The 14,990-nt window shown below is 67.3% G+C and carries 19 protein-coding genes; 15 read left to right on the forward strand and 4 right to left on the reverse strand.

Features of this window, described 5'->3' with window-relative positions:
- Positions 1–96 precede the first annotated feature (96 nt).
- The gene (locus U9J23_RS24090) at positions 97–1,170 is read right to left on the reverse strand and encodes an ABC transporter ATP-binding protein (protein ID WP_059381892.1); all 1,074 of its coding nucleotides are present in this window, start codon (positions 1,168–1,170) and stop codon (positions 97–99) included.
- Positions 1,171–1,217: 47 nt separating this feature from the next.
- Positions 1,218–2,672: an alanine/glycine:cation symporter family protein gene (locus U9J23_RS24095; protein WP_326600835.1), complete on the reverse strand. Its 1,455-nt coding sequence runs from the start codon at positions 2,670–2,672 to the stop codon at positions 1,218–1,220.
- 97 nt (positions 2,673–2,769) lie between these two features.
- Between U9J23_RS24095 and U9J23_RS24100 the strand changes: the two genes are divergently transcribed.
- The 12 genes from U9J23_RS24100 (at position 2,770) to U9J23_RS24155 (ending at position 9,831) form a co-directional block, all read left to right on the forward strand.
- Positions 2,770–3,579, forward strand: a complete 810-nt coding sequence (locus tag U9J23_RS24100; protein ID WP_326600836.1) for a DUF2786 domain-containing protein — start codon at positions 2,770–2,772, stop codon at positions 3,577–3,579.
- On the forward strand, positions 3,576–4,103 hold the full coding sequence (locus U9J23_RS24105) for a TIGR04338 family metallohydrolase (protein WP_059381894.1): 528 nt from the start codon (positions 3,576–3,578) through the stop codon (positions 4,101–4,103). Before U9J23_RS24100 ends, U9J23_RS24105 begins: the two co-directional genes overlap by 4 nt.
- Positions 4,104–4,394: 291 nt before the next feature.
- On the forward strand, positions 4,395–5,039 hold the full coding sequence (locus tag U9J23_RS24110; RefSeq protein WP_059381895.1) for a hypothetical protein: 645 nt from the start codon (positions 4,395–4,397) through the stop codon (positions 5,037–5,039).
- A gap of 5 nt (positions 5,040–5,044) precedes the next feature.
- A complete protein-coding gene (locus U9J23_RS24115) occupies positions 5,045–6,358 on the forward strand; it encodes an SRPBCC family protein (RefSeq protein ID WP_059381896.1) in 1,314 nt (437 codons plus the stop codon).
- A complete protein-coding gene (gene gvpJ / locus U9J23_RS24120) occupies positions 6,355–6,768 on the forward strand; it encodes a gas vesicle protein GvpJ (protein ID WP_059381897.1) in 414 nt (137 codons plus the stop codon). The genes U9J23_RS24115 and gvpJ (U9J23_RS24120) overlap by 4 nt, the downstream gene beginning before the upstream one ends.
- Positions 6,768–7,580: a GvpL/GvpF family gas vesicle protein gene (locus U9J23_RS24125; RefSeq protein WP_059381898.1), complete on the forward strand. Its 813-nt coding sequence runs from the start codon at positions 6,768–6,770 to the stop codon at positions 7,578–7,580. The genes gvpJ (U9J23_RS24120) and U9J23_RS24125 overlap by 1 nt, the downstream gene beginning before the upstream one ends.
- 2 nt (positions 7,581–7,582) lie before the next feature.
- A complete protein-coding gene (locus tag U9J23_RS24130) occupies positions 7,583–7,837 on the forward strand; it encodes a gas vesicle protein GvpG (RefSeq protein ID WP_059381899.1) in 255 nt (84 codons plus the stop codon).
- Positions 7,838–7,841: 4 nt separating this feature from the next.
- On the forward strand, positions 7,842–8,138 hold the full coding sequence (gene gvpO / locus U9J23_RS24135; RefSeq protein WP_059381900.1) for a gas vesicle protein GvpO: 297 nt from the start codon (positions 7,842–7,844) through the stop codon (positions 8,136–8,138).
- Positions 8,135–8,536, forward strand: coding sequence for a gas vesicle protein GvpJ (gvpJ, locus tag U9J23_RS24140; protein WP_059381901.1), 402 nt, complete (start codon positions 8,135–8,137; stop codon positions 8,534–8,536). Before gvpO ends, gvpJ (U9J23_RS24140) begins: the two co-directional genes overlap by 4 nt.
- On the forward strand, positions 8,529–9,317 hold the full coding sequence (locus U9J23_RS24145) for a GvpL/GvpF family gas vesicle protein (protein WP_085468636.1): 789 nt from the start codon (positions 8,529–8,531) through the stop codon (positions 9,315–9,317). The genes gvpJ (U9J23_RS24140) and U9J23_RS24145 overlap by 8 nt, the downstream gene beginning before the upstream one ends.
- A complete protein-coding gene (locus U9J23_RS24150) occupies positions 9,314–9,541 on the forward strand; it encodes a gas vesicle protein (protein WP_059381902.1) in 228 nt (75 codons plus the stop codon). Before U9J23_RS24145 ends, U9J23_RS24150 begins: the two co-directional genes overlap by 4 nt.
- Positions 9,538–9,831 (forward strand): gas vesicle protein K, encoded by a 294-nt coding sequence (locus tag U9J23_RS24155; RefSeq protein WP_059381903.1) that lies wholly within the window; start codon positions 9,538–9,540, stop codon positions 9,829–9,831. Before U9J23_RS24150 ends, U9J23_RS24155 begins: the two co-directional genes overlap by 4 nt.
- A gap of 10 nt (positions 9,832–9,841) precedes the next feature.
- On the opposite strand, the gene U9J23_RS24160 is transcribed toward U9J23_RS24155, so the two are convergent.
- Entirely contained in the window at positions 9,842–10,978 is a 1,137-nt protein-coding gene (locus U9J23_RS24160; protein ID WP_059381904.1) for an acyl-CoA dehydrogenase family protein, read from the reverse strand.
- 10 nt (positions 10,979–10,988) lie between these two features.
- Complete coding sequence (locus U9J23_RS24165; protein WP_059381905.1) at positions 10,989–12,158, reverse strand: acyl-CoA dehydrogenase family protein; 1,170 nt, start codon at positions 12,156–12,158, stop codon at positions 10,989–10,991.
- 102 nt (positions 12,159–12,260) lie between these two features.
- Between U9J23_RS24165 and U9J23_RS24170 the strand changes: the two genes are divergently transcribed.
- The 3 genes from U9J23_RS24170 to U9J23_RS24180 are packed head-to-tail and all read left to right on the forward strand — an operon-like array spanning position 12,261 to position 14,948.
- Entirely contained in the window at positions 12,261–12,887 is a 627-nt protein-coding gene (locus U9J23_RS24170) for a TetR/AcrR family transcriptional regulator (protein ID WP_059381906.1), read from the forward strand.
- Positions 12,888–12,897: 10 nt separating this feature from the next.
- Complete coding sequence (locus tag U9J23_RS24175) at positions 12,898–13,692, forward strand: LLM class F420-dependent oxidoreductase (RefSeq protein WP_059381980.1); 795 nt, start codon at positions 12,898–12,900, stop codon at positions 13,690–13,692.
- 29 nt (positions 13,693–13,721) lie between these two features.
- Positions 13,722–14,948 carry an alpha/beta fold hydrolase gene (locus tag U9J23_RS24180; protein ID WP_272266232.1) on the forward strand — a complete coding sequence of 409 codons (1,227 nt, stop codon included), beginning with the start codon at positions 13,722–13,724 and terminating at the stop codon, positions 14,946–14,948.
- The last annotated feature ends 42 nt before the right edge of the window (positions 14,949–14,990 follow it).

Genomic DNA, 14,990 nt, shown 5'->3' on the forward strand with positions numbered 1-14,990 from the left:
CCACTACTGTGGCACGCAGCACCGGTAAAAGTCGGCATTCCGCCCATCCTGAATCGGTCGAGTGTCGAGTGCACCGACCGATCACGGGAACGATCGTCAGCCGATCCGCTTCCCGTCGGACGTCCCGAAGACGTGCACGTGCTCGGGGTCGAAGCGCAGGTACAGCCGGTCGCCCTTCTGCGGAGGATTGCGCCAGTCGCTGCGCGCGACGATCTGCTGCACGATCCCGCCGACATCGGCCCGGCCGTAGACGTAGGCCTCCGAGCCGAGCTCCTCGACCACGTCGACGTCCATGGCCAGACCCTCGTTCGAGATCTCGAGGTGTTCGGGCCGGATACCGAGCACGACCTCCTTCTCGGTGACCTGACCGAGCACGTCGCGCGGCACCGGTACGTGGATGTCGCCGATCATCGCGCCGCGGTCGAAGACCGGGAGGCGGAAGAGGTTCATCGCGGGCGAGCCCATGAAGCCGGCGACGAAGACGTTCGCGGGCCGGTTGTAGAGCACACGCGGCGATGCGCACTGCTGCAGGATGCCCTTCTCGAGCACCGCGACGCGGTCGCCCATCGTCATCGCCTCGACCTGGTCGTGGGTGACGTAGACGGTGGTGGTGCCGAGGCGGCGCTGCAACTGCGCGATCTGCGTGCGGGTCTGCACGCGGAGCTTGGCGTCGAGGTTCGACAGCGGCTCGTCCATGAGGAAGACCTGCGGCTGGCGGACGATGGCGCGGCCCATCGCGACGCGCTGACGCTGGCCGCCGGACAGTGCCTTGGGCTTGCGGTCGAGGAACTGTTCGAGGTCGAGCATCTTCGCGACCTCGACGACCCGCTCACGGATCTCGTTCTTCGGTGTCTTGGCCAGCTTCAGCGCGAAGCCCATGTTCTCCGCGACCGACATGTGCGGGTAGAGGGCGTAGTTCTGGAACACCATCGCGATGTCGCGTTCCTTCGGATCCTGCCCGGTGACGTCCTGGTCACCGATGAGGATGCGCCCGCTGTGCACCTCCTCGAGGCCGGCGAGCATGCGCAGCGAGGTCGACTTGCCGCAGCCCGACGGCCCGACCAGGACGAGGAATTCGCCGTCCTCGATCTCGAGGTCGAGCGCATCGACCGCGGGCGTAGTCGAGCCGGGGAACAGGCACGTGGCCTTGTCGAAGGTCACCGACGCCATCTCGCAGATCCTTTCCGAAGCGGAACACGCTCGTGCGGTAGGGGAATCTACCGTGCGTCGCTCGATCGGTTCTCGACCGGCGTGATGTCGTCGTCGTTCCAGACCTGGATCCCCCGGACGCCCGGGACGTCACCGGCGTGGAAGACCGGATCGCGGCCCTGCTTGCGCTGCGCGCTGTAGTGGTGGAACAGGGCGTAGGCGATACCCGACAGCGGGATCAGGGCGATGAGGTTGACGATGGCCATGACTCCCATGGCGAGGTCGGCCAGTGCCCACACCAGCGGCAGCGATCCGATGGCCCCGAGGAAGACGCACAGCACGACCGCCGAGCGCAGGTAGGGCAGGATGCGGCGCGATCCGGTGAGGAACTCCATGTTGGATTCGCTGTAGTAGTAGTTGCCGATCACCGAGGTGAACGCGAGGAAGAAGATCAGCACGGCGAGGAAGTGCACCGTCCAATCGCCGAGCTGCAGCGCGAGCGCGTTCTGCGTCAGCGCCGCGCCCTCGAGACCGCTGCCGAACTCGGGCTCCGACAGCAGGATGATGAAGGCCGTGATCGAGCAGACCAGCAGGGTGTCGAAGTAGACGCCGAGGCTCTGGACCAGGCCCTGCTTGACCGGGTGGGAGACCGCGGCGGCAGCGCCGGCGTTGGGTGCCGAGCCCATACCGGCCTCGTTCGAGAAGAGCCCTCGTCGGATGCCGTTCATGAAGGCGGCTCCGAAACCACCACCGACGATCTCCTCGAGACCGAAGGCGTTCTCGACGATGAGCCGGAAGACGGTCGGAACCTCGCCGATGTTGAGGACCACGACGATGATGCCGATGATCAGGTAGACGAACGCCAGTACCGGTACGACGACCTGGGAGACGCCGGAGATACGGCGGATACCGCCGAAGATCACCACGCCGACGATGAGGGCGACGACCAGGCCGACGATCACCTGGAGTGTCATGGTCTTCTCGCCGAGGGAACCCGACACCGCGTCGACGATCGAGTTGGTCTGCACCGCGTTGAACACGAATCCGTAGGTGATCGTGATGATGACCGCGAAGATCATGCCCATCCAGCGCTTCCGCAGCCCGTACTGCATGTAGTAGGCGGGGCCGCCGCGGAAGGTGCCGTCCTCGTCGCGCACCTTGTACAGCTGGGCGAGGGTGGACTCGAGGAAGGCGGTCGCCGCACCGATCAGGGCCATGGCCCACATCCAGAACACCGCTCCGGGACCACCGAGGCTGATCGCGATCGCGACACCGGCGACGTTGCCCGTTCCCACGCGGGAGGCGGCCGAGACGGAGAAGGCCCGAAAGGCGGACAGGCCCGGTTCCCCGTTGGGTAGTTTCTCGGGTTTCTCCACGACGGAGCGCAGCATGTCGGGCAGGAGCCGGATCTGGATGAACCGGGACCGGAACGTGTAGTACAGACCCGAACCGATGAGCAGTGCGATCACCGCATACCAGAACGTGTCGTTGATATCGGCGACGAAATCGACCGCAGTGTCCATCTGCACGATCTTGGTGGGTCGCGGGTGGTTTCGCAGGAATTTCGTGCGTGTTCCCGGTCTCGCGGGCGGAGTCGGTGCCAGGCTCTACGCTCGCTGGGTGAGTTCGGACAAGATGTTGAGCCGTATCGGTGGGTTGCTCCGCCAGGCGGAGTCCACCGACAACCCTCACGAGGCCGACGCCTTCCTCGCCGCGGCACAGCGGCTCGCGACGTCCTCCTCGATCGATCTGGCGGTCGCGCGCAGCCACACGGCGGCGAAGGAACGTCGCGCGACTCCCGTGCAGCGACTGATCACCATCGGTGAGACGGGGAAGAAGGGACTGCGCACCTACGCCCAGTTGTTCATCGCGATCGCGGCGGCCAACGACGTGCAGTGCGACATCACCGCGAACTCCACCGTCATCTACGCCTACGGCTTCGCCGACGACATCGACGTGTGCGAGGCGCTGTACTCCTCTCTGCTCGTGCAGATGGTGCGGGCGTCCGACGCGTATCTGCGCGAGGGCACCTACCGGAACGAGACCACGGTGCGCACCGTTGTCGAGGAACGCGGCGGTCGCCGTGTGCGCACACGCGTGCGCAAGCCCGTCGCCGCGGTGACGGCCCGGCTGAACTTCCAGTCGGCGTTCGCCGCCCGGATCGGCGCCCGGCTGACCGAGGCGAAGCAGAAGATCGAACGCGAGGTGGAAACATCCGCGCCCGGTACGGCGTTGGTGTTGCGTGGGAAGAGTCTGGAGCTCCAGGACTTCTACCGCAGTACGTCGGAGGCACGGGGCAGTTGGCGGGGCAACCGCGCACCGTCGGCGCGCTCGGCCGATGCCCGGCGCGCGGGCGACCGTGCCGGACGGGCGGCACGACTGGGAACGGCACCCGAACTGCCGTCGGCTCCGAGGAGGCTGGAACGGTGAGCAAGGTGCGCGATACCCGCAGAACCGCTGTGTACGAAGCGGAGTCGATCGTACGGAAGATGCTCGACCGCGCCGACGAGCGCGGGTTGCGGACCGTGGAGGTCGCCGGCTCCCACGTCACGCTCCCGGTCGAGAGACGGTTCGCCTCCATCGCCTCGGTCCAGGAGTACATCGACGCCGTGCTCGCCCTCGACTGGGTACGCGCCCGGTGGGAGCGCGCCGCCGTGCCGGTGCGCGTGCGGGCGCGGGCCGGCAACGCGGCCGCACACTACGAACGCGACTGCGCGACCATCGCCCTTCCCGAGCATCGGGCGAACACGGCGTGGGCGTTCCGCGAGATGGTGGTGTTGCACGAACTCGCGCACCACCTCGATCCGCACGATCCCGACGACGCCACCGAGGGTGCCCACGGGCCGGCCTTCGTCGAACGGTTTCTCGCCCTGGTCGGCGAAATCATCGGTCCGGAAGCAGCATTCGCGTTGCAGGCGACCGGGATCGCTACCCCGGCACATCCCCGTCGATAGTCTCCGGTTTCCGAAACCCTTACCGGCTCGAGAACCTTTCTTTGGCATCGCCGCCGACGACCGAGCCGGATCTGTAGCAATGCTCGTATCCTGCTGCATAACATAATGATTGGTACTTTCCGGGCCCGCCGTTCGCTCCGGGATCCGCGTGCCGACGAAGCATGCGAACCAAGGTCTCGAGTGACGTACTGTGGTTTGCATCACACAAAGACACGCGTCGGTTGCGTACCGAGACCTCCAAGCCCCTTCCGAACACGCCACACGACGCGCGGCATACGAAGGAGAACGGTGATGAAACCCGGAGCACGAGTCGCCCTCGGTGTGGGCATCGGATATTTCCTCGGCCGAACCAAGAAGATGCGGTTGGCCATGATGCTCGCCGGTGCCGGCATGACCGGCAAACTGCCCAGCAACCCCCAGGAACTCCTGCAGCGCAGCGCCTCGATGCTCGGCTCGTCTCCCGAGATCAACAAGATCACCGAATCCGTTCGCGGAGAACTCATGAACGCGGCGCGGGCCGCTGCCGTGACCGCGGCCAGCAACCGGATCGACGCCCTCAACGAACGTCTGCAGTCCCGCGCGAGCGGTGGCGGCGAGCGATCGGAGGACGAACCCGAGGACGCCGAGTACGAGGACGAGTACGACGAGCGCGACGAGGAACCGGAGTACGAGGCCGACGAGAGCGACGCCGCGCAGGACGAGACGGGCGACGACGAGGGCGCCGAGGAGGAGTCGGACACCGAACCCGAGCGCCCCGCACCCCGACGCCGCACCACCCGCGCGTCCTCCCGTCCGCGAACATCCCGCAGCAAGAAGGCATCCGACAGCGAGGACTCGGACGATTCGGACGAGGCACCGGCCAAGCCGCGTAAGCGCGCGGCGCGCAGCAGTGGCTCGTCGTCCGGCCGCGCCCCGGTCCGCCGAACGGGACGGTGAGGACGATGGCCAGGTCGAAGGGCGTCGCGGGCGGAGTCACCGACGCGGTGGGCAAGGCCGGGAAGACCGCTACCGATACCGCCGGTGAGGCCGGTCGCACCGCCACGGACACGGCGGGGAAGGCCACGGGCGGACTGACCGGTGGACTGCAGCAGTCGTTGCAGGGCCTCGCGGGGACGGTCGCCCAGAACGCGTTGTCGAGCCTGTCCGACAGGGTCACCGGCACGGCGGGACGATTACAGGATTACTCCGAGGGCAAGGGCGGGAACCTGGCCAGTGCGCTCACCGGTGTCGACAAGCTCGCTCAGGGCGAGTCGCCGTTGAAGGCGGCGGCAAGTTCGGGATTCGAGAACCTGAAGAACACCGCGAAGGACAAGTTCCAGGACGTCAAGGAGTCCGTCACCGGTGGTGGTGGAGGCAAGGGTGGGGGCGGTAAGAAGCTCAAGCTCACCAACATCGTCGAGAGCATCGACGTGGGCGTGCCGATCGACCTCGCCTACGACCTGTGGACCCAGTTTGCCGACTGGCCGAAGTTCATGAAGAAGGTCGAGCAGGTCGAACAGGTCGAGGACGAGAAGCTCCACTGGACCGGCAAGGTGTTCTGGTCGCGCCGGAACTGGGAGTCCACGATCCTCGAACAGGTGCCGTTCGAACGGATCGTGTGGCGTTCCAAGGGCGGCAAGGGCTACATCGACGGTGCGGTGACCTTCCACGAACTCACACCCGATCTCACCCGGATCCTCATGGTCCTCGAGTACCACCCCCGGGGTCTGTTCGAGCGCACCGCGAATCTGTGGCGGGCGGTCGGTCGCCGGTCACGCCTGGAGCTGAAGCACTTCCGGCGCTACGCCATGACCGAGGCCATCCTGCATCCCGATGACATCGTCGGCTGGCATGGCGAGATCCGCGAGAGCGAGGTCGTCAAGGACGACGAGACCGCGCGTCAGGAGGAAGAGGAGCGCGAACAGGAGGACGCCCGCGAGAACGGCGAGGAGGGGGTGACCGACACCTCCGGCGACGAGGACGAGATCCGCGACGAGGACGAGGATTTCGAGGAGGGTGAACCGTCCGAGGACGAGTACGAGGAGGAGTCGCCCGAAGACGCAAGCGACGAGGAGTCGCCCGAGGACGAGGAGGATCTCGAGGACGAGTATCCCGAAGAGGAGGACGAGACCGAGGAGGACGAGACCTCCGGCGAAGAACCCGACGACGAAGAGGACGAGCCCGAACCGCCTCGGAAACGCGCGCCCGCGAAGCGGACCCGCGCGACGAAGGCCACCGGTACGCGCTCGGCCCGCTCGAGAGGATCCCGGTCATGACCATCCAACCTGCAGGGGGCGGCGGCGGTGGAGGCGGCGGGGGCGGTATGGCCCGTCCCAATTCGTCCGGCCTCGCCGACGTCATCGACACGATCCTCGACAAGGGCCTCGTCATCGACGCGTTCGTGCGTGTCTCGCTCGTCGGTATCGAACTGCTCACCATCGACGCCCGCGTCGTCGTGGCCAGTGTCGACACCTACCTGCGTTTCGCGGAGGCGGTGAACCGGCTCGAGATCTCCGACAACGAGCCGAAGGGTCTTCCGGATCTCGTCGGCGACATCACTTCGGGCGGTTCCAAACACAAGACGAAGGGAGCACTCGAGGCTGCGGGGGAGAAGGTCAGCGAGTTCCTCGGGGACGTCCAGGAGCAGCGCGAGCCCGCTCGACGATCTCGCAGGGGTGAGGACTGATGTCGACCGGACAGACCGAACGGCCCGAGCAGGGCGACAACGACGAAACCGCCACGACCACTGCGGTCTACGTCTACGGGATCGTCCCGTCGGATGTGGAGCCGGAGGATCATGCGGAAGGGGTGGGTAATCCGCCGGCCGAGGTGTCAGTGGTCAGATCCGGTCGCGTCGCCGCACTGGTGAGCGAGATCCCCACCGATCGCGCCCTCGGCACACCGGACGATCTCAAGGCGCACGCCGAGTTGCTCGACGGGACCGTGACGGTCGCCCCCGTGCTCCCGTTGAGATTCGGGGCGGTCCTCACCGATCGGGATGCGGTGGCCGCGGAACTGCTCGAGGGGAACGAGGACGAACTCGCCTCGGCCCTCGACCAACTCGAAGGTCTCGCACAGTACGTCGTGAAGGGGCGCTACGTCGAGAAGACGATCCTGCAGGAGATCCTCGAGGAGAACTCCGAGGCGGCGCAGTTGCGGGAACAGCTCCGCGGGCAGTCCGAGGATGCGACCCGCGATGCGCGGATGGCGCTCGGAGAGATCATCAATGCGACGATCGAGGCCAAGCGCGCCGAGGACACCCGTCGCACGGTCGAGGCCCTGTCGTCGCTCGAACCGATGGTCAACGAGCGGCAGCCCACGCACGAGCAGGACGCCGTGCACATCGCCGTCCTCGTCGAACTCGAGCGGCAGGACGACCTCGAACAGGCTCTGCAGGAACTGGGCCGGGAGTGGGAGAACAGGGTCGAGTTCTCGTTGCTCGGTCCGATGGCGGCCTACGACTTCGTGGCGAAATCCGATCCCGGTGAAGGAGGTTGACGATGGGTCTGCTGACCTCCCTGCTCACGCTGCCCCTCGCTCCCGTCAAGGGAGTGATGTGGCTCGGAGAGGTCATCCAGGAGCAGGTCGAACAGCAACTGCACGACCCCGCCAACGTGCGGCGCGAACTCGAGGAGATCGAGGAAGCGGCGGAGGCGGGTGAGCTGACGCCCGAGGAGAAGGACGAGGCGCAGCAGGCCGTGCTGAACCGGATGATCTCCCGGGGCGGATCCGGCCCCGCCGAGGGAAAGGAGTGATCCCGTGGCGCAGGACACCGGCCCGCCCGCGATCTCGGCGGCCGAGGCCGCATCGGCGGCCCTCACACATCTGAAGGAACTGACCTCGAAGGAGGCTCAGGGGGTGACCTCCGTCGAACCCACCGAGGACGGTTGGGTCGTCGAGGTGGAGGTCGTGGAGGACAGGCGGATCCCGTCGTCGGCCGACATGCTTGCGCTCTACGAGGTGGAGATCGATCTGGACGGAAATCTGCTCGCGTACAGGAGGACCCGGCGTTACGGACGCGGTAGCAGCGATATCGGTGCGAGGACCGGATCATGACGGTGATCGGGGGCGGTGGAGGCGGCACGTCGTCGCCGCAGCCCTACGGGGGCGGGGGCCGGTCGACCAATCTCGGCGACATCCTCGAGCGTGTCCTCGACAAGGGATTGGTCATCGCCGGCGACATCCAGGTGAATCTGCTCGACATCGAACTGCTCACGATCAAGCTCCGTCTCGTCATCGCGTCGCTCGAGACCGCCAAGGCCGTCGGGATCGACTGGTGGGAGAGCGATCCGTGGTTGACGAGCAAGGCCCGGGCACCCGAGGTCGATTCGAGCCGCGCGGAACTCGAGTTGGAGAACCGGCGTCTGCGCGAGCGGTTGGCCGCACTCGAGGCCCGAGCGGAGGAGTTGGAGCCGGAACCGGCGGAGATCGTGGACGAGGAGGACCGTGACTGACACGACCGGGATCTGGATGTACGCCGTGACCGACGGGACGCTCGTCGGCCACGAGACCGAGGGCACCTCCGGTGTCGCCGGCGAGCAGGTCCGCACCGTGCAGGAGGGCGGGCTGACCGCCGTCGTCGGAACGGTGCCCCTGGACGATTTCGGCGAGGCTGCACTGGCACGCAATCTCGAGGATCTGGACTGGTTGGAGAGAGTGGCCCGCGCCCATGATTCGGTAGTCGCCGGAGTGGCACGTCACGTCTCCGTGGTACCCCTGCGACTCGCGACCGTCTGTCTCGACGACGAACGGGTCCGTGCCCTGCTCACCGAGCACCGGGAGCAGTTCTCGTCGGCGCTCGCCCTCGTGACGGGTCGTACCGAATGGGGGGTCAAGGCGTTCGCCGATCGCAAGGCACTGACCGCCGCTGTCGCCGAAGCGCAGACGGAGGGGGCGGGTTCCGGCACGGGCACGGCCTATCTGTTGCGCCGCCGCGCACAACTGGCGGCGCAGGAGAGCGTCGAACGCGACGCAGCCGCACGTGCCGCCGAGATCCACGAGCGGCTGCTGCGGGTGTCGGCCGCGGGTCGCCGGGGTGCACCGACCGATCCGGCACTGAGCGGCAGCCACGAGTGGATGCTGCTCAACGGGACGTATCTCGTCGACGACGACAGGACGGACGAATTCCGTTCCGAGGTCGAGGAACTCGCGTCCATGTATACGGGCATCAGGCTCGAGACGAGCGGCCCGTGGCCGCCCTACTCGTTCGCCGGAGCAGAACGGATCTCGCCGTGAGATACGCCGACGGATCAGTGGACGAGGAGCGGCGGATCGCTCTGATCGATCTGCTGGACCGGGTGCTGTCCGGTGGTGTGGTCATCACCGGCGACATCACGTTGTCGATCGCGGAGATCGATCTGGTGCGGATCTCGTTGCGCGCGTTGATCTCGTCGATCAGTACCCTGTCGCTGCCCGGGGTCGACGTCCCCGTTCCCCGTGGGGCCCGGGAGGATTCGTGAGCGAACCGGTGAACTTCCCGTCGCGTATCGACGCCGATCCCGAATCCGTGGAGCGGGGTCTGGTGACGCTGGTGCTCACGCTCGTCGAACTGCTCCGGCAACTGATGGAGCGTCAGGCCCTGCACCGCATGGATGCAGGGGATCTCAGCGACGAGCAGATCGAACGTCTCGGCACGACACTGATGCTGCTCGAGCAGCGCATGGCCGAGCTGCGCGACCATTTCGGGCTCACCCCCGAGGATCTCAACATCGATCTCGGTCCGCTGGGGACACTGCTGCCCCGGGAGTGAGCCCGATCGGTCACATTCCGGCGATCTCCACGAGCTCGTAGTCCTTCACACCACCGGCGAGCACCCGCAGGTGATCGTCCATGGTGCCGAGGGTGTGCTCGATCGCGGTCAGGCGGCTCAGGTAGTGGCCGATGGAGTGCTCGGCCGTGACCCCGATGCCGCCGTGCATCTGCACGGACTCCTGGCCGATCTTCCGAGCGGACCGGCCGACCTGCAGCTTGGCGCGCGACGCGATGGTCGGGTCGACGATGCCGTCGGAGAGGGCCATGGTCGCGTACAGGCTCATGCTCGACGCCAACTCGTACAGCACGTACATGTCGGCCGCACGGTGGGTGAGCGCCTGGAACATCGACAGCGGCACACCGAACTGCTTGCGCTGCTTGAGGTAGCTCGTCGTCAGCTGCACCGAGGAGTCGAGGGCACCGACCGCCTCGGCACACAGTGCCGCCTGCGCATGCACCTGCGCAGCAGTGATGGCTGCGGACGCGTCGGCCGCCTCACCGAGCGGAGTGGCCGCGACGTCGTCGAGCACGAGCTGCGCGCCGCGACGCTCGTCGTGGGTGCGGTACGGAGTGCGGGCCAGACCGTCGGCCGATGCGTCGACGACGAACAGTCCGACGCCACCCTCCGGGAGCTTCGCCGAGACGATGAAGGTGTCGGCGCAATCACCGTGCAGCACAGGGTTCTTGCGACCGGAGACGGTCCAGGAGTCGCCGTCGCGCGCCGCGGTGGTGGCCACCTCGGTGTGCGGCCAGCGGCTGCCCGGCTCGTCGTGCGCGAACGCGAGGAGCACGGTGCCCTCGGACAGTCGCGGCAGGATGTCGGAGCGCTGCGCGTCGGTGCCGACGTCGGCGACGAGCCGGCCGGGCAGGTAGACGCAGTCGAGCACGGGCTCGGGTGCGAGGGCGCGGCCGATCTCGGTCATGACGGCCATGACCTCCACCGGTCCGGCTCCCATGCCGCCGTGCTCCTCCGCGAAGGGCAGGCCGAGGACGCCGAGTTCGGCGAGCTGCTTCCACACGTCGCGGTTCCAGCCCAGGTCACCTTCGGCCACCCGGTTGCGCGACTCGACGTCGTACGCACCCGAGAGGAGGTCGCGGACGGTCGCGCGGAGCATGTCCTGTTCGGTGTCGAGTTCGAAATTCATGTCCGGGGCCTCACAGTCCGAGAATCGAGGAAGCGATGATCGAACGCTGAACCTCGTTCGACCCGCCGTAGATGGTGACCTTGCGGTTGTTGAGGTAGGTCGGCATCGTCAGCCGCGCCCAGTCGGGCGAGTCGATGTCGGCCTCGCCGGCGGGCAGCGAATCGGGGCCGGCGATGTCGACGAGCAGTTCGGTCGCGGCCTGCTGGAGCTCGGAGCCGCGCATCTTGAGCAGCGACGATGCCGGGTTGGGCTTGCCGTCGGCCGAGCCGGCGACGACGCGCAGCTGGGTGAGCTCGAGAGCGAGCAGCTCGTTCTCGAGTTCGGCCAGGCGTGCCGCGAAGATCGGGTCGTCGAGCAGCGAGCCGCTGCCGTAGCGGGTCTCGGCCGCGAGGGACTTCGCCCGCGCGAGCTTGACCTTGGTGGCGCCGACCCGGGCGATGCCGGTGCGCTCGTTGCCGAGCAGGAACTTCGCCTGCGTCCAGCCGGTGTTCTCCTCGCCGACGAGGTTCTCGGCGGGAACGCGCACGTCCTCGAAGAAGACCTCGTTGACCTCGTAGCCACCGTCGATCAGCTTGATCGGACGGCGGGTGACGCCCGGGGTGTCCATCGGGAAGAGCAGCATCGAGATGCCGGCCTGCTTCTTCGCGTTCGGATCGGTGCGGACGAGGCAGAAGATCCAGTCGGCGTGCTGCGCGAGCGTCGTCCACGTCTTCTGCCCGTTGACGATGTAGTCGTCACCGTCGCGGACGGCGCGGGTCTTGAGGGACGCGAGGTCGGAGCCGGCCTCGGGCTCGGAGAAGCCCTGGCACCACCAGATGTCGAGGTTGGCGGTGGCGGGGAGGAAGCGTTCCTTCATCTCCTGCGAGCCGAACTGCGCGATGACCGGACCGATCATGGATGCGTTGAACGGCAGCGGGTCGGGCACCGAGGCGAGCTGCAACTCGCTGAGCCAGATGTTGCGCTGCATCGGCGTCCAGTCCTGACCGCCCCATTCGACGGGCCAGTTGGGAACGGCGAGGCCGCGCGAATGCAGGATGCGCTGAACGGCGACGTAGTCGTCCTTGCCCAGCGGGGTGCCGGAGGCGGTCTTCGCACGCACTTCGGCAGGGATCTCGGTGGTGAAGAAGGTGCGCAGTTCGTCGCGGAACGCACGCTCCTCCTCGGTGAGCTTCAGGTTCATGGAGGGGCCTTCCAGGGATGCCGGCGCCGTAGCGCTTCTCGCGATTCCAAACTAACCTTACATTGTTAGCTCGTCCAGGCCGGGCCGGAAGGAGGACGACGGATGGCGCGTCCGCGCACGCCGCTGCTCAGCCGTGAACTCATCCGCGACGTCACGCTACGACTCGTCGACGAGCACGGCCTCGACGCCGTATCGATGCGTCGGATCGCCGCCGAACTGGGTGTTCGCGCCCCGTCGCTGTACAGCCACTACGCCACCAAGGAAGAACTGCTCGACGACATCGCCGACGCCATCGGCGAATCGGTCGACGTCAGCGGGTTCGCCGAGAACGACTGGCAGGAAGCGCTCCGACGCTGGGCCCGCACCTACCGCGACGCGCTCGCCGCACACCCGAACATGGTTCCCTTCCTCGCGTCGAGCCCCGGCACCCGGCCCGTCTCCCTCCAGGCGTCCGATGCCATCCATGGCGGCCTCACCCGCGCCGGCTGGCCGCCCCGCTTCGCGACGATGATCGGCGCCTCGATCAAGTACATCGTCATCGGTTCCGCGATCACCTCGTTCGCGGGCGGATTCGACGATCACATCGACACCTACAACGAGCGGTATCCGCATCTGTCGCAGGCGCATCGGCTCCGCGAGTACGCGGCCGAGATCGACGCCGAGAGCTTCGACCTCGTTCTCGAGTCCTTCCTGCGGGAACTCGGGCGACGATACGAGATGTTGCCTTAACGTGGACTCCATGACGCGCCCCATTCGCATCGGACTCCAACTACAGCCCCAGCAGCAACCCGACTACGGCGTCATCCGCGACACCGTGCTCCGCGCCGAGGACGCAGGCGCCGACATCGTGTTCAACTGGGACCACTTCTACCCGCTCTACGGCGACCCCGACGGCGCCCACTTCGAGTGCTGGACGATGCTCGGCGCCTGGGCGGAGCAGACCGAGCGTGTGGAGATCGGCGCACTGGTCACCGGCGGCGGCTACCGCAATCCCGACCTGCTCGCCGATATGGCCCGCACCGTCGACCACATCAGCGGCGGCCGCCTCATCCTCGGCATCGGCTCGGGCTGGTTCGAACGGGACTACGACGAGTACGGCTACGAATTCGGCACCAAGGGTTCCCGCCTCGACCTGCTCGCCGAGTACATGCCCCGCATCGTGAACCGTCTCGGCAAGCTGAACCCGCAGCCCACCCGGCACATACCCATCCTCATCGGTGGCGGCGGCCCGAAGAAGACGCTGCCGATGGTCGCGAAGTACGCCGACATCTGGCACAGTTTCGGCGAGATGGAGACCCACGCCGAGAAGTCCGAGATCCTCGCGCAGCGCTGCGCCGAGGCCGGTCGTCGCCCCGAGGACATCGAGCGGTCCACCTCCTGGCCCGGCGCCGAGGCGGCCCCGTCCTACGTCGAACTGGGGATCACGCAGTTCACGGTGGGTGTCGGCGGTCCCGACTACGACCTCACCGAACTGCGGGAAGCCATCGCGTGGCGCGACGACAACTCCGCACCCCCACTGACGGGCCTGAGCTGAGCACAGCACGTCGGTAGCATCGGTGGTGCATGTCGAACGCACCTTGGCTACCGCCCTGCACCGCCGACGACTGGGACGACGGCCGTCGGCGGCGACGTCTCCGCGACACCCGCACCGGTCATCACTGGGTGCGGTTCGGCCGGCTCCGACGAGCCCTCGCACGGACGGCCGTCGCGGCGCTCCCACTCGTCGCCCTGTTCACGCAGTACTGGGCGTGGGACGTCGCGCCGGTCCGTGAGCGACTCGCCCTCACCCAGCCGCAGATCCATCCGATCCACGACGCGGCGTCGCGGGAAGACCGCGACACGGCGGTCGTCGACCTGGTGGGTCTGGGCAACCTCGACGCGACCGAGACCGCCGCGGCACTGCCCGCACTGAGCGAACTCGGGCAGGTATGGGCGGTCGAGTACGACAACAGCGGTCTCGACACCGCCGTCGTCAGCCGCCTGATCCACGAACGTGCGGCGTGGTCGGGAATCGAGAACGTCGTGCTCACCGGGCACAGCATGGGCGGCATCATCGCCCTCGAGGTCGCCCAGCATCTGTACCAGGACACCGATCTCGAGGTGACCGGCGTGATCCTCGACTGCACGCCGCTCGATCTGCACGCCGTGCGGGCCGACGCGCGCAGCGCCGGTGAGGACCTGTTGCGCTGGATCGGCTGGCTGCCCGGCGCTCGGGAGAGCCGCAGCATGCGGATGCTCGTCGAGGTCGTCGCCCGCATGGACCGTTTCGTGCTCCCCTCGGAGCGGTGGTACCGGCGCATCGACACCGAAGAGTTGCGCGACGTCGCGGTCGAGGTGCTCAACGACAAGATCTTCTCGACCGACGCCGCAAGCAACGGATTGATCGAATCGCAGTTCCGGGCGATCGTCGCATCCGGTGCAATCGACAACCTGCGGGCGCTCGCCGACGAACGCGACGACAAGATCCGTCCCGCCGTGGTGTTCCTCCGGCCACGGAACGCACTGTCCGACAACGTCGTCGACGTCGAGTACAGTCACCGGATCCTGATCGACCAGTCCGGCGGTGTCGACGGCACGCTACTGGTGTCGAAGCTCGACCGCACCGGCCACGCCAATCCCATCCAGGCTCCCGCCGAATACAACACGGCGATCACGAACCGGGTGGTGCCGTTCGTCGACGGCAGGCCCGGCGAGGGCGAGGACGAGCAGTCGCGGGACGAGGAGTTCTCCGATCTCGACCGTCCCGGTGTCCGGCCGATCGTGGATCTCGACCGCATCGCCCCGGGCTGACCTCGATCCGTTCTGTGACCGCCGTCTCACGGCAGCCGAATG

The organism is Rhodococcus sp. PD04 (assembly GCF_035918275.1).
Taxonomy (GTDB): domain Bacteria; phylum Actinomycetota; class Actinomycetes; order Mycobacteriales; family Mycobacteriaceae; genus Rhodococcus; species Rhodococcus rhodochrous.